The organism is Nostoc sp. C110, from assembly GCF_043099725.1.
Classification (GTDB): Bacteria; Cyanobacteriota; Cyanobacteriia; order Cyanobacteriales; family Nostocaceae; genus Nostoc; species Nostoc muscorum_A.
Window position 1 is genome coordinate 4,621,146 of record NZ_CP171148.1, and the last position, 12,977, is coordinate 4,634,122.

The following is a 12,977-nucleotide window of genomic DNA, read 5'->3' on the forward strand; positions in this document are numbered from 1 at the left end:
GGTAGAAAAAAGTTTAGCGTTACACAACAGAAATACAAATTAAAGTGATCGCCCAGATTTATAGTTTTAAATTAGGGACAAATATTTAGTATTACATCCAAATTGAACAGATAAACAAATTAGCTAATTTTGAAGCAATCTATATCTCTGGAATGAAAATTCATATCAAAAAATTACTTCTTATTCAAGAGGGCAAAATCATAATCAGTTCCAGAAGAACAACGCCCACAACGCTCGATTTTGACTAGTAAAGCTTCTCCTTGGCGCTCACCTGAAGGCGAAAACTTAATCATTCCTGTGGCTCCAGAAGTTGAAAAATCACGATTAGACAATACCTTTTGCAACCCTTCGCGGGTGTTATCTTGTTTCAAGCCAGTGATAATTACTTGGAGTGCATCATAAGCTCCGGCTGTTCTCTGATTTACCCTTGCATTCCAAAGCTTAAAGGCATTTTCTGCAAATGGATTATCTTTATTAGCATCACGATGCCAATACACAGGTAGTACCATTCCTTCGAGATCCGTGCCATTTTGCAAAGTTGTTGAACTGTACATAGTTTCGGAAGCAAAGAGAGGTTTTCTGCCTTTAACCTCTTGTGCTACTTTGGTGGCAAAATATATATTTCTGACTGAAGGTAATAGTAAAAAGCCACTGGCGTTTTCTGTTTCTATAGCTTTATCTACAAAAGCTTTATAGTCCAAATCTTTGTCTGCCAAATTGCAAGGCGTGTTAATAACCTTACTTCCATATTTTTGGAGAGCTTGAGTGTACTGTTCTACAAGTATCTGATTAGATGAGGAACCTGAATTATCTCTTGAGCTACGAATATCGCCACAAATAGCAACATTTCTTCCCTGTCGAGCAATGTAGCGAGCATGAGTATCTACTAAATTATCGTATAGCGGATTTACATGAAATAAGTAATTAGTTGTGGAACTATTTGCCTCACTACTTAGTGCATTATTATCTAGCTTTTCTTGATTTTCCATTTGAGTTGGGCGCTCGACAGGAAATACTAACACCAAGTGCTTTTCATTATAAATTGCAGCATTACGTCTAACTCCCACTGCTGCCACGATACTTTTGTCTTGAAATAATTCATTATCTAATCGTGCAAAATCTTCTCTATTTTCAGCACTAGCAATTACAATTTGTAGCTTCTTACCATCAATTCCTCCTTGGTTATTAATTTCATTTTGAGCTTGAGCTACACCACGCAAAATTTCTTCTGATAAATTAGAGTCAAAATTAATTGATGCTATCACAGCAACTTTTAGAGCGCTATACTTATCTCGTGCAATTTTAGCGTTATTTAAATAAATTAGAGTTTCTGGGTCATTAGGATTATTTTTTAAGGAAGCGCTAAACTTTTGAACAGCAGTGGTAAAATCTTTTTGCTCAAAAGCTTTAACCCCATCTGTTTTATCAGGGTATGTTTGCACTTTCAACAAAATTCTTGTACCCAAATTAATCAATGGAGGCTTATTCTTAACTTCACTTGAACTAGATGTAGGGTTGTTTAATGATGTTATTATGATACTAGAAGAAAGTTGCTTAATTGCCCACAAAATAGCTGCTACCATTACTCCAGCCAGCCCCAAAGAAATAAGCAACTTCAGGTTCTCTTTTTTATTTGTCATGAATAATACTCCAAGTTATACAAAGCTTATTAAAAATCAAGGTTTAGTGAAAAATTAACCTATACTTAAATTTTAAAAATATTTAGAAATAAGTTTGTTTATTATTTCTGACATACCCACAATGATAAGCGTCAAAAGACCTGCAAGAAAAACTAGCAATACTACAAGCAAAAGTCCATTAACTCCAGATTGGAGAAGATTATTTGTGAGCAAGTTTTTGAAAGTCAAGACAATTAGTGAATTTGCTATGATAGCAATCACAATTAAATAACTTTTTTCCAAAAGCGAACGAGATTGAATTAAGATTACCCCTCCTAAAATTAGCAGCCACAATCCAGAGCTAATCCAAGTAGTGCCTAAAAAACTAATAAGTGCGATCGCTAACAATGAACTACCTGAACCTGTAATTATGGCTCCAGAGAATAATTTGCTATTAGAGAATCGTGGTAAATATCCAGTTGTTTTTTGTTGAGTTTGTGATTGTGACTCTAATAGTTTAGAAGGTGAAATGACTGTAGGAGGTAATGTATGCCTTAGTGGTGGTAGATTATTCAAGTCTTGTAAGACAGCCTGTGCAGACTGATAACGCTGCTCATGATTTTCTTGGAGTAATTTATCCAAAATCAATTCTAATTCTTGACTTATGGGTTGTGTCAAATGCTTTCGCCAACTAGAAGTCCAACCATAGCCTTGTTTGAGCCAGAAATTCGATGGAGAAATATTTGTTAGTAGATGAAAGCAAGTTATGCCTAAACTATACATATCACTGGAAGGAAAAACTTTCCCAAATTGCATTTGCTCAATTGGTGCGTAACCTAATGAACCAATAATTGTCCCAATTGCAGTGGTTGTAGTTTCCGCCTTTTGCTTTGAAACCCCAAAATCAATTAGTACTAACTTATTATCACTCTTACGGCGAATAATATTTTCTGGCTTAATATCTCGATGAATTATTTGCTGTTGATGTATGGCGACCAGCACAGATAATAAATCATTCAAAAAAGATCGAATCTTACCTTCATCAAAAAAACCGTATTTTTTTAACTCCTGCAACAGATTTTGACCTTCGATAAACTGCTGTACTAAATACAGATATTCACCTTCCTTAAAATATCCATACAAATTGGGAATTTGTAGATGTTCCCCTAATTCTTGTAGACGTTTTGCCTCTCGTTCAAACAATTGAGTTGCTTTTTGATGTGCGTGAGTACCTTGACTGCCATAAAATTGACTGAGAACCAGTTGCTTAACAACACATCGTTCATTTAGCTTGTCTATATCTTCTGCTACGTATGTGCGTGCAAACCCTCCTCTCCCCAACGGTGCGATAATGCGGTAACGATTTCTGAGTAGCGATCGCAACTGTGTCCCGCAACTGAGGCAGTAATTTGTCCCATCAGGATTTTGGGGATTCTCGCAATTGGGGTTTAGGCAGCAGATCATACTAATTATTTTATTGCTGTCAGTTTATTAATTTTAAATTATACCTTGAATTCCGTATAAACTCTGTACTGCAACGTTTCTACATGGACACTTATTGTAATTGCTGTAAAATATTGGCTAGTTTTATCGCCTTATTAAAAAATCTTGTTGAAACTTAGCAAAATGGAGCGGCATTGCACTTTAGAATTCAAAGTTTTTATGACAAGGTAATGCACACGCTGGTATTTTGCATACGTAATACCAAATCCAACTTTACGTAATTTTTGAATTGTATATTTATCACTCTGTAATTGCTGTCCTCATAACCAAGCTATTATTCAAAACTCCAAAATGCTGATGTCAAATATCGCACAAGGTAGACTAATTTACAGAAGAGAATATATCTTAATCGTACATAATTTCATAAGTTCATAGCGAATCCTCTTGAAAAACTCTGCGTACCTTTCCCAGCGTCCCTACCCTGTGGTAAGGCGAAATGCATCTGGTTTAATTTAAAACCGCTAAGAATTAATGCAAATCTGTACTTAGAAGTTTTAAACAGACATTTACCCACTGTTAAACTACATTCGGTTAAATCTTCTAATAAAATCGGGTAAATAATTCAACGCTAAGTAAATATTCACCCTACCTAACTTTCTCTCTTATGCAACCTTGACAAACCTCACCGCAATTGTGACGATTACGCTAGAATTGTTAAAGGTTCTTTACAGAAATTGCTGATCATCCCCAATTCTGTTAAAACAGCCTAGCATTCAAATGTAAATCTAAAAACCCCCTCTAGAGTTCACCAAAAGCTTCTATGACGCTCCCAATTCGCAACGTCGCCATTATCGCCCACGTTGACCACGGCAAAACTACGCTGGTTGACGCACTCCTCAAACAATCCGGCATTTTCCGCGAAGGCGAAGACGTTCCGGATTGCGTTATGGACTCCAACGCCCTAGAACGGGAACGGGGTATTACTATCCTGTCCAAAAATACAGCAGTTCGCTACAAAGAAACACTAATCAATATTGTTGATACTCCTGGACACGCTGACTTTGGTGGCGAAGTCGAACGTGTACTCGGCATGGTTGACGGATGTCTTCTGATTGTCGATGCGAATGAAGGCCCCATGCCCCAAACGCGCTTTGTTCTGAAAAAAGCTTTAGAAAAAGGGCTACGCCCCATCGTTATCATCAACAAAATCGACCGTGGTCAAACTGACCCCCACGTTGCTGTCGATAAAGTATTGGATCTGTTCTTGGAATTAGGGGCAGATGAAGACCAGTGTGATTTTACCTATCTGTTTGCCTCCGGTATGGGAGGTTTCGCTAAGGAAAGCTTGGAAGCAGAATCGGTAGATATGCAACCCCTGTTTAATGCGATTCTGCAACACGTTCCACCACCAGTAGGCGACAGCAATAAGCCTCTGCAATTGCAAGTTACAACCCTAGATTATTCTGAATATCTAGGACGGATTGTGATTGGCAGAATTCACAACGGTACTATCCGCGCAGGGCAGCAAGCTGCTTTAGTAACAGAGAATGGTACTATTGTCAAGGGCAAAATTACCAAATTGATGGGCTTCGATGGATTGAAGCGCGTAGAGATGGAAGAAGCAACCGCAGGTTATATTGTCGCGGTAGCTGGTTTCGCTGATGCTTATATTGGGGAAACGATTACTGACCCCAATGAACCGCAAGCTTTACCACTAATTAAAGTGGATGAACCAACCTTGCAAATGGCCTTCTGGGTAAATGATTCGCCCTTTGCTGGTCAAGAAGGTAAGTTGGTGACATCAAGACAAATACGCGATCGCCTTTTCCGCGAACTTGAAACCAACGTTGCTTTGCGTGTCGAAGAAACCGATTCTCCCGATAAATTCCTCGTTTCCGGTCGTGGAGAACTCCACCTAGGTATCTTAATTGAAACCATGCGTCGGGAAGGCTTCGAGTTTCAGGTGTCTCAGCCACAGGTAATTTACCGCGAAATCAACGGTCAACCTTGCGAACCCTTTGAACTTTTGGTATTAGACATTCCTGCTGATGGTGTGGGTAGCTGTATTGAACGCCTGGGACAACGCAAAGGCGAAATGCAAGATATGCAACCAGGTAGTGGCGATCGCACCCAGTTAGAGTTTGTCATTCCCGCCCGTGGTTTGATTGGTTTCCGGGGTGAATTCATGCGGATGACTCGTGGTGAAGGCATCATGAACCACAGTTTCTTAGACTACCGTCAAATCAGTGGCGATATTGAAGCCCGTAACAAAGGTGTTTTAATCTCCTTTGAAGAAGGCGTTTCTACCTTCTACGCCATGAGAAATGCCGAAGATAGAGGAGCATTCTTTATTACTCCCGGCACAAAGGTTTACAGAGGCATGATCGTGGGAGAACACAATCGTTCCCAAGATTTGGAATTGAATATCTGTAAAACCAAGCAGTTAACCAACCACCGCGCTGCTGGTGGCGATGAATTGGTTCAATTACAAGCACCAATAGATATGAGCCTAGAGCGTGCTTTGGAATACATTGGCCCCGATGAATTGGTGGAAGTTACACCACAGTCTATTCGTCTGCGGAAGATGTCGAAGAAGTTGGCGAAACGGTAAGTTAAAGTTTGTTATTTTAGTTAGAAAGCTCGCATTAGCGGGCTTTTTTATTTGTTAGTTACATTGCATCATGCATCTGATAAAGCAGCTTTTACATAAGTTATTTCAAAGCGGGATATTCAAAAACTTGTAACAAAATTTCCTGAAATGGAATTTTTTCAAAAAAATTATTGATTGATAGTCTAACAAATAGAGTAAATATACAGGAAATTTAGCTAAACCAAGTAATATTTATATCATATTTGATACTACGCAACTGAAATTAGAAAAAGACATATGTCTACACAACCAAGGCTATACTTGCCTACACCAGATGGAATCGGGAATAAAGTTGAGATAAAACACAACGGATCGATAGTTATTGTAGGGGCTAATGGCTCAGGGAAAAGCAGGCTTGGAGCGTGGATAGAGAAGAATACTGACAACGATGTTATTGTTCATCGTATATCCGCCCAAAGAGCATTAGATCTTCCTGAATATGCGGTAGTCAAATCTCTTGAGCAATCTCTGAATGATTTACTTTGGGGGAATGAAAATTCAAAGTACGCCAGTAATCAATATAAATGGGGGCACCGTTGGGGAAACAACCCCGAAACTTACCTCCAGAATGACTACGGAAAAGTCCTTTCCAATTTGTTTGCACGAAGTGCGGATCGGGATAGAAAGCACACTGCGGAAACACGTATAAAGCGGATGTATATTCCTGTGCCAGATGCTCCAATTGATGTTCTAGTCAAACTATGGGAAGAAATTCTCCCTCATAGAAAAGTTTTTTTAGAGGATGGAAAGGTAAGCGTCAAAGACGTTACTTATGGCACCGAGTACCACGGAAAACAAATGAGTGACGGTGAAAAAGTGGCGCTGTATTTAATGGGGCAGTGTCTATGCGCTCCTCCAGGTTCGATATTAGTGATTGATGAACCCGAAATACATTTGCACACGTCCATAATGCAATCTCTATGGAATAAGCTTGAGGAAGCAAAGCCGGACTGCCTTTTCGTATACATTACACACGACCTCAATTTTGCTTCTACACGTGTTAGCACAACAAGTATATGGGTTAAAGAGTTCGACGGTACTAACAAATGGGTATGGGAAGAAGTTCCAGAGGTCGATGAGTTCCCTGAAAGCCTATTGCTTGAGTTGCTTGGTAATCGCAGAACAATTATTTTTGTTGAAGGCGAAAAGGGAGGGAAAGATCATTCGATATATCAATCAATTTACAGAAATTATAATGTCGTACCTCGAAGTGGCTGTCAGAGTGTCATTGAATCAGTTCGCGCTCTTAGGCTTAATTCGTCTTTTCATCATGTAAAAGTTTTTGGACTCATCGATAGAGATTATCGAACGGATGATGAAATACAATCACTTTCAATTGATGACGTATTTTGTATTGATGTCGCAGAAATCGAAAACATTTTACTTAATGAGGAAACGTTACGCCTCATAGCTACAAACCAACGCCTTGATTCTGACGATGTTGTTACTCGTGCAACCGAGATGGCGAGAGGACTTCTTAACAAAGAGGTAGAGCGTCAAGCCTCGCTGCGAACATACAGGGCAATTGAGAACAACCTACGTAAGATTGATACTAAGTCAGTTGGGCTTCAGGCAATAAAGGCCTCTGTTGTAAATGCCACTGCTGCACTGAATATCGATGTGACATACACAGACAATCTTAATTTGTACATTAGGTTAGCTGCTTCTGGTAATCTGAACGAAATATTGAAGTACTACAATAACAAAGGACTTGTATCAAATGTTTGCTCGATTTTCGAGCTTGGTCGCAATGGTTACGAAAAACTCGTCCTTCGTATGCTCAACTCCAATGATCGAGAGCAGGTGATAAACGGACTTCGGCAGTTTGTACCAGAGATATAACAACGCCTCATGCACACGACTGTCAAGAATTTATCGTTTTTATAGATACCTTGTCTGCGGCAGGTGATGGGCAACCTTAAGCCTGCCAAGTTATTAAAGAGGGCACAGTTAAGAAGTTATGGGTCAAAAGCGATCATCAAGCAACAAAAATTTTTACAGTGCGATCGATCGCCAAACCATAGTATAGATTTATAGTGCAATCGCCCTTGCCGTGCATTTAGTTAAATCCTTGAGTAAAAATGAAGAGGACTGAAAAAGGCAATTATCATGACTATTCGTGAAACTGCGATCGCAAAATTGCAGCAACTTTCCGAACTACTCCTGCAAGAAGTGACCGATTTCATTGATTTTGTGATCCACAAACATCAAGTTAAAATTGCTGACAGTCAGCCTGATGAACCACTTGTGGAAAAATGGTCACAATGGTTTGAGGCTGTGGATTCCCTAGAGGTATCTCCACCTGAAGCAGTCAGCAACTATCAGCAACAAGGGTTAGAGCTATGATCCTGTGCGATGCAGAAGTCGTTCTGGCTTTTGATCAACAAACAGCCTGTTAAACTCTCGAAAGGAAAGGCAAAGAGATTTGTAAATGGAATTTGAATGGAATCCAGATAAAGCGACATTAAACCTTGAGAAACATGGTGTTTCTTTTCAGGAAGCTGCAACCGTATTTAATGACCCGCTATCCGTAACTTTTCCTGATCCTGACCACTCCGTTAGAGAAAGCCGCTACGTTATTATTGGCTTATCTAGGTTTGAACAACTTTTAGTTGTTGCACATACTGATAGAGGGGAAAAGATACGAATTATCAGCGCCCGAAATGCTACTCGCCAAGAGAAGAGGTTTTATGAACAAGGAAGTTGAAAACGAAATGGAAGATGAATTACGTCCTGAGTACGACTTTGCTCAAATGGCAAGCGGGGTTAGAGGTAAATATGTTGAACGGTATCGTACAAAAACGAACCTAGTACTTTTAGATCCCGATGTTGCCCAAGCTTTTCCCAACGATGAAGCAGTGAATGAGGCATTAAGGTTGTTAATCCAGGTCGCCCAGCGCCAGCAGCCCAACACAACGACCCGATCTGGATCAGATCAGATTATTTGAGCAAATTTATGAAGGGGCAGTCATTGAGACAGCAGGCAGGTAATCTGATAGAGAATTATTCAGATGGTAAACTAGCAGAATAAAAATTTTTGCATAATGTAATTGTGATGGCTATTCGTGAAACTGCGATGCCTTCTCTACGAGACGCTACGCGAACGGCGAGCTTCGCTAACGCAAAATTGCAGCAACTTTCTGAACCACTCCTGCAAGAAGTGACCGATTTTATTGATTTTGTGATCCACAAAAATTCTTATAGAAAGCAATACCTACGGGAAGCTAGGCGATCGCATTCCGTCTTTATTACCACATGAAAAGCTCCTTGAGCCAATAACTGACGAAAAAGTTATATTCAAAACATCTGGTTTTGGTAAAGACTATCAATGCACCAAATTAACTTGAAAGAAGCTGAGACTCGCCTAGCAGAATTAATTGAAGAGGTGGCTGGTGGAGAAGAAGTCATCATCACGCGCAATGATGGGACATCTTTCAAAATTGTGCCACTTGGTGGAGTAGAAGCACGCCCCAAGTTTGGTAGTGCTAGGGGTTTGGTAAAAATGTCAGATGATTTTGATGAGCCGTTGGCAGATTTTGAGGAATACGCTCCATGAAGCTCCTGCTCGACACCCATACGTTTTTATGGTTTATTGAAGGCAGTTTCAATCTCAGTGGCACAGCAAAAAACCTGATTGAAGATCGGGGAAATCAAAGATTTTTGAGTATTGCGAGTCTTTGGGAAATTTCTATCAAGGTCAGTATCGACAAGCTAAAACTGGAAATGACTTTTACTGAGTTAGTTAAGCAACAGGTTTATGGTAACGCTATCGAATTGCTTGAAATACGACCAGAACATTTAGATGAGTTAGCAAAGCTGCCTTTTTATCATAAAGATCCATTTGATCGGCTCATAATTTCTCAAAGTTTGGTGGAGAGCATACCTGTAATTAGTAGAGATAGCGTGTTTGAAAAGTATCCTGTGCAGATATTGTGGTAAATTGCACCGCAGTCAACCGAATTTTAGAGCGGTTTCGATAAGGACATCAGGCACAAGCCATGAGACACTGTGAATTTTTGGTGGTCTTGGGTTAAAAAAGAAACATGAAAATCATCAAACCCATCACCAATTGGTTAGAAATCCGCGCTTGTGCCCCTACTTATGGCGGTTGGGTGCTAGCAGTAACCGCTATTTGTTTTTTTGGAGCAGGTATCAATACGATGGCTGGTTGGCTATATGCCATTAGCGGCATTAGTTTTGCCCTTTTAGGTGTAGCAGCCATCTTACCGCCGCGATCGCTCACAGGTCTATCGATCACCCGCCGTCCTATGCAACCTGTGTCAGCAGGTGACGATTTAACAGTGGAATTAGAAATCTGCAATCAGACACAGCAGCCTGTAAGCTTATTGCAAGTTGAAGATATACTGCCCTTCGTCTTAGGGAAACCAGTACAAAAGGCAATCGAAACAATTCCGAGCCAAGGTAGTTACCGTTGGGTATATTACCACCCGACTCAGCGCCGGGGCGTTTATCGCTGGCACACAGTCGAACTTGGTTCTGGTGCGCCTTTGGGATTGTTTTGGTGTCGCCGTCAGCGTGACTGTGCTGCCACTGCGATCGTTTATCCCACAGTGTTACCCTTGGCTACCTGCCCCTTAGTAGACGAAATGGGGCAAGAAGAGAGCAAAAGGGGCGATCCTCGTGGTAGACCATTGCAGACAGCTACAACAGGGCTAGTGCGATCGCTCCGTCCATATCGTCTTGGAGATCCTACTCGCCTGATTCACTGGCGGACTAGTGCCCGTTATGGAGAATTAAGGGTGCGGGAGTTAGAAATGGTTACAGGTGGACAAGAAATAGTGATTGCCCTTGACAGTGCTAGCAATTGGGAAGAAGAAAACTTTGAACAAGCAGTAATTACCGCAGCATCACTGTATTTTTATGCACAGAAACAACAATTACAGGTGCAACTGTGGACAGCATCAACAAATTTAATCAAAGGCGATCGCTTTGTTCTAGAAACCTTAGCAGCAACCGCAGCCTTAGAAGATGACAGTTCAGTAGTTCCTAAAAGCTACCCTTTAATTTGGCTGACTCAAAACCCCCTGAGCCTTGCGACTCTTCCCCAAGGCAGTCGCTGGGTTTTGTGGCCAAATATTTCCTCACCACCTGAACAAGAAGTAATCAATTGGGAACACCCTGGTATAGTTTTGCAGAGCGATCAGCCACTGCAACCCCAACTGCAAAAAACATTTAATTCGTATTAATCAATACCTTCAGTAAAAAAATACACCCTAGAAGGGCTATACGAACAAAGGCTACCTCTACAGATTGTAAAGCTTTTAGCCAACAGACGTGTAGCTCTTGTTTGTATAGCCGCTACTTCTAGTCGTTCGGGCAAAGTGCAAGGTTTGAGTTAACTTTGCTTTAACTGTTTACGTCTTAATACTGAACCAGCGCTTACAGTAGCTATTGACAGTATCGCTGGTAGCAATGTAGGTTCGGGGACAGATGTAACTTTTTCATTAAAGGTAAAGTTATCTAGCGCAAACTGTGTCCCACTACCACCCGTCTCTATAAGATAATCTGGCTCAACTCCACCAAATGACGTGAACCTTAATTCATCAATACCAAGATAATCAAAATTAACTAAAGTTGGCTGCGTCGTATCTACAACCACAGTTTTTGAATACAGGGTTGCGCCGCTCTTAAAACCTTCTACAGTAACCGACAAACCATTATTCCAAGCAGCTGTGAGGTAAGCACTGTTGAAGTTAAAAATACCATCACTTACTAGGGCAGTGTCTCCAAACCCGTTGAAAGCCACGTAGTCTCCTGACACTCTGCCATTATCATAGCCTGTAAGTGAGAGAGCAGTATTCGAGCCATTTATATAGTCAAAATTATCCCAATTCAATCCTCCGTAACCATTAGGAATCCGATCGTTATCTGGAATAGGCGCTATATCATCAAATGTTAAAACAGTTGCTTGTGCTACTGCTCCTATACCCAAAACAATTACTGTTACTGCGATCGCAGCAGTCGATAGTTTTTTCACAAAAGTTGAAATACTCATGTGTTAGTAGTTGTAACTCCTGATAAGTTTGTGCTTTTTTATCACACTTTTCAGAATATACACTAAGCTACAAAAATAAGTGTTATTACTTAGTTATTTTATAAAGTCTCATAAAGTTATGATGAAGAGAATTCAGCAATAATGTATAAATAAACAAAGCCTGACATAAGGATTGTGCTTGGCATCTCCCCTTAGATGCGTCAAAGTATCGTTTGTAGATGAGAATAAATCAACCTCTTGACTTTTAAAGTCTGCCTCAAGATGCAACTTGAATTTTGATTAGCTTAGAAGTTAAACTTCTATGATTTCTTCGATTTTGTCCGATCCCAGCACACCGGACATATCAGCCTTTGAACAAAGGTAAAACAATTTGAAAGGTTAAGGTTGGGGAAATACACCCAGTAATCCCTTAGTGCGACTGAGGTACAATGCAAAGAAATATTTAAATTATGAGCGACATGATCACATCAGAACATAACACAAAATCCAGCGATAAAAGCCTAGAGGCAATGCGGCATTTTTCCGAACAATACGCCAAGCGTACTGGAACATACTTCTGTTCTGAACCTTCTGTTACCGCAGTTGTGATTGAAGGACTAGCCAAACATAAAGACGAACTAGGTGCGCCTTTATGTCCCTGTCGCCATTACGAAGATAAAGAGGCTGAAGTCCATGCCACATATTGGAACTGTCCTTGTGTGCCAATGAGAGAACGCAAAGAGTGCCATTGCATGTTGTTCCTCACACCTGACAACGAGTTTGCTGGAGAAAAACAAGATATCTCTCTGGAAACAATTAAAGAAGTCCGAGACAGTATGGGATGAGCGAAACCATCCCCCAAGAGTTTTGGCAAGGCGTAGAACAGTTCAATTCTGGTCAGTTCTATGCCTGTCATGACACTTTAGAGGCTTTATGGATTGAAGCCAGTGAACCAGAGAAAACCTTTTATCAAGGCATTCTCCAAATTTCTGTGGCACTGTATCATTTGGAAAATCGAAACTGGCGAGGTGCAGTTATTCTACTGGGAGAAGGCGGCAATCGCTTACGGCGTTACCCATCTAGTTACGGCGGCGTTGATGTAGATGAGCTATTGAGTCAGAGCGCAGCATTGTTGACGACATTACAACAAATAGGGCCAGATAAGATTACATCTGGCGATATTGGTGAAAATAAGGTCTTATCTTTGCCTAAAATTGTGCTGTCTACTGATTAGACATCTGGTAAATTAATTATGCGTTGTCCGAAATCC

The 12,977-nt window shown here is 40.5% G+C and carries 14 protein-coding genes; 11 read left to right on the plus strand and 3 right to left on the minus strand.

Features of this window, described 5'->3' with window-relative positions:
• Positions 1-173: 173 nt before the first annotated feature.
• Positions 174-1,640 (minus strand): ABC transporter substrate-binding protein, encoded by a 1,467-nt coding sequence (locus tag ACFFRD_RS25145; protein WP_392478174.1) that lies wholly within the window; start codon positions 1,638-1,640, stop codon positions 174-176.
• A 72-nt stretch (positions 1,641-1,712) separates the two neighbouring features.
• Positions 1,713-3,083, minus strand: a complete 1,371-nt coding sequence (locus ACFFRD_RS25150) for a protein kinase (RefSeq protein WP_392478176.1) — start codon at positions 3,081-3,083, stop codon at positions 1,713-1,715.
• A gap of 799 nt (positions 3,084-3,882) precedes the next feature.
• On the opposite strand from ACFFRD_RS25150, the gene typA reads away from it, so the two are divergent.
• The 9 genes from typA (at position 3,883) to ACFFRD_RS25195 (ending at position 10,919) form a co-directional block, all read left to right on the plus strand.
• The gene (gene typA, locus ACFFRD_RS25155) at positions 3,883-5,673 is read left to right on the plus strand and encodes a translational GTPase TypA (RefSeq protein ID WP_114085145.1); all 1,791 of its coding nucleotides are present in this window, start codon (positions 3,883-3,885) and stop codon (positions 5,671-5,673) included.
• A 300-nt stretch (positions 5,674-5,973) separates the two neighbouring features.
• The gene (locus ACFFRD_RS25160; RefSeq protein WP_392478178.1) at positions 5,974-7,554 is read left to right on the plus strand and encodes a DUF4435 domain-containing protein; all 1,581 of its coding nucleotides are present in this window, start codon (positions 5,974-5,976) and stop codon (positions 7,552-7,554) included.
• A 267-nt stretch (positions 7,555-7,821) separates the two neighbouring features.
• The gene (locus tag ACFFRD_RS25165) at positions 7,822-8,058 is read left to right on the plus strand and encodes a hypothetical protein (protein ID WP_392478180.1); all 237 of its coding nucleotides are present in this window, start codon (positions 7,822-7,824) and stop codon (positions 8,056-8,058) included.
• 85 nt (positions 8,059-8,143) lie between these two features.
• Positions 8,144-8,419 (plus strand): BrnT family toxin, encoded by a 276-nt coding sequence (locus ACFFRD_RS25170; protein ID WP_392478182.1) that lies wholly within the window; start codon positions 8,144-8,146, stop codon positions 8,417-8,419.
• On the plus strand, positions 8,403-8,660 hold the full coding sequence (locus ACFFRD_RS25175; protein WP_392478184.1) for a hypothetical protein: 258 nt from the start codon (positions 8,403-8,405) through the stop codon (positions 8,658-8,660). The genes ACFFRD_RS25170 and ACFFRD_RS25175 overlap by 17 nt, the downstream gene beginning before the upstream one ends.
• 107 nt (positions 8,661-8,767) lie before the next feature.
• Positions 8,768-8,971, plus strand: a complete 204-nt coding sequence (locus ACFFRD_RS25180) for a hypothetical protein (protein WP_392478186.1) — start codon at positions 8,768-8,770, stop codon at positions 8,969-8,971.
• Positions 8,972-9,040: 69 nt separating this feature from the next.
• Positions 9,041-9,268: a type II toxin-antitoxin system Phd/YefM family antitoxin gene (locus tag ACFFRD_RS25185; protein ID WP_392478187.1), complete on the plus strand. Its 228-nt coding sequence runs from the start codon at positions 9,041-9,043 to the stop codon at positions 9,266-9,268.
• Complete coding sequence (locus ACFFRD_RS25190) at positions 9,265-9,651, plus strand: type II toxin-antitoxin system VapC family toxin (RefSeq protein WP_392478189.1); 387 nt, start codon at positions 9,265-9,267, stop codon at positions 9,649-9,651. The genes ACFFRD_RS25185 and ACFFRD_RS25190 overlap by 4 nt, the downstream gene beginning before the upstream one ends.
• Before the next feature lie 104 nt (positions 9,652-9,755).
• Positions 9,756-10,919, plus strand: a complete 1,164-nt coding sequence (locus tag ACFFRD_RS25195; protein ID WP_392478191.1) for a DUF58 domain-containing protein — start codon at positions 9,756-9,758, stop codon at positions 10,917-10,919.
• A gap of 149 nt (positions 10,920-11,068) precedes the next feature.
• On the opposite strand, the gene ACFFRD_RS25200 is transcribed toward ACFFRD_RS25195, so the two are convergent.
• Positions 11,069-11,728, minus strand: coding sequence for a PEP-CTERM sorting domain-containing protein (locus ACFFRD_RS25200; RefSeq protein ID WP_392478193.1), 660 nt, complete (start codon positions 11,726-11,728; stop codon positions 11,069-11,071).
• Between the two features lie 458 nt (positions 11,729-12,186).
• Here ACFFRD_RS25200 and ACFFRD_RS25205 point away from each other — a divergent pair, with 458 nt between their 5' ends.
• The gene (locus tag ACFFRD_RS25205) at positions 12,187-12,552 is read left to right on the plus strand and encodes a ferredoxin thioredoxin reductase catalytic beta subunit (protein ID WP_041565931.1); all 366 of its coding nucleotides are present in this window, start codon (positions 12,187-12,189) and stop codon (positions 12,550-12,552) included.
• Positions 12,549-12,941, plus strand: a complete 393-nt coding sequence (locus ACFFRD_RS25210; RefSeq protein ID WP_185586468.1) for a DUF309 domain-containing protein — start codon at positions 12,549-12,551, stop codon at positions 12,939-12,941. The genes ACFFRD_RS25205 and ACFFRD_RS25210 overlap by 4 nt, the downstream gene beginning before the upstream one ends.
• Positions 12,942-12,977 lie beyond the last annotated feature (36 nt).

Bases quoted from the DNA above. Each gene is read 5' to 3' on its own strand.
- ACFFRD_RS25145 (WP_392478174.1), bottom strand. From the start codon at position 1,640: ATGACAAATAAAAAAGAGAACCTGAAGTTGCTTATTTCTTTGGGGCTG.
- ACFFRD_RS25150 (WP_392478176.1), bottom strand. From the start codon at position 3,083: ATGATCTGCTGCCTAAACCCCAATTGCGAGAATCCCCAAAATCCTGAT.
- typA (WP_114085145.1), top strand. From the start codon at position 3,883: ATGACGCTCCCAATTCGCAACGTCGCCATTATCGCCCACGTTGACCAC.
- ACFFRD_RS25165 (WP_392478180.1), top strand. From the start codon at position 7,822: ATGACTATTCGTGAAACTGCGATCGCAAAATTGCAGCAACTTTCCGAA.
- ACFFRD_RS25170 (WP_392478182.1), top strand. From the start codon at position 8,144: ATGGAATTTGAATGGAATCCAGATAAAGCGACATTAAACCTTGAGAAA.
- ACFFRD_RS25175 (WP_392478184.1), top strand. From the start codon at position 8,403: ATGAACAAGGAAGTTGAAAACGAAATGGAAGATGAATTACGTCCTGAG.
- ACFFRD_RS25180 (WP_392478186.1), top strand. From the start codon at position 8,768: ATGGCTATTCGTGAAACTGCGATGCCTTCTCTACGAGACGCTACGCGA.
- ACFFRD_RS25185 (WP_392478187.1), top strand. From the start codon at position 9,041: ATGCACCAAATTAACTTGAAAGAAGCTGAGACTCGCCTAGCAGAATTA.
- ACFFRD_RS25190 (WP_392478189.1), top strand. From the start codon at position 9,265: ATGAAGCTCCTGCTCGACACCCATACGTTTTTATGGTTTATTGAAGGC.
- ACFFRD_RS25195 (WP_392478191.1), top strand. From the start codon at position 9,756: ATGAAAATCATCAAACCCATCACCAATTGGTTAGAAATCCGCGCTTGT.
- ACFFRD_RS25200 (WP_392478193.1), bottom strand. From the start codon at position 11,728: ATGAGTATTTCAACTTTTGTGAAAAAACTATCGACTGCTGCGATCGCA.
- ACFFRD_RS25205 (WP_041565931.1), top strand. From the start codon at position 12,187: ATGATCACATCAGAACATAACACAAAATCCAGCGATAAAAGCCTAGAG.
- ACFFRD_RS25210 (WP_185586468.1), top strand. From the start codon at position 12,549: ATGAGCGAAACCATCCCCCAAGAGTTTTGGCAAGGCGTAGAACAGTTC.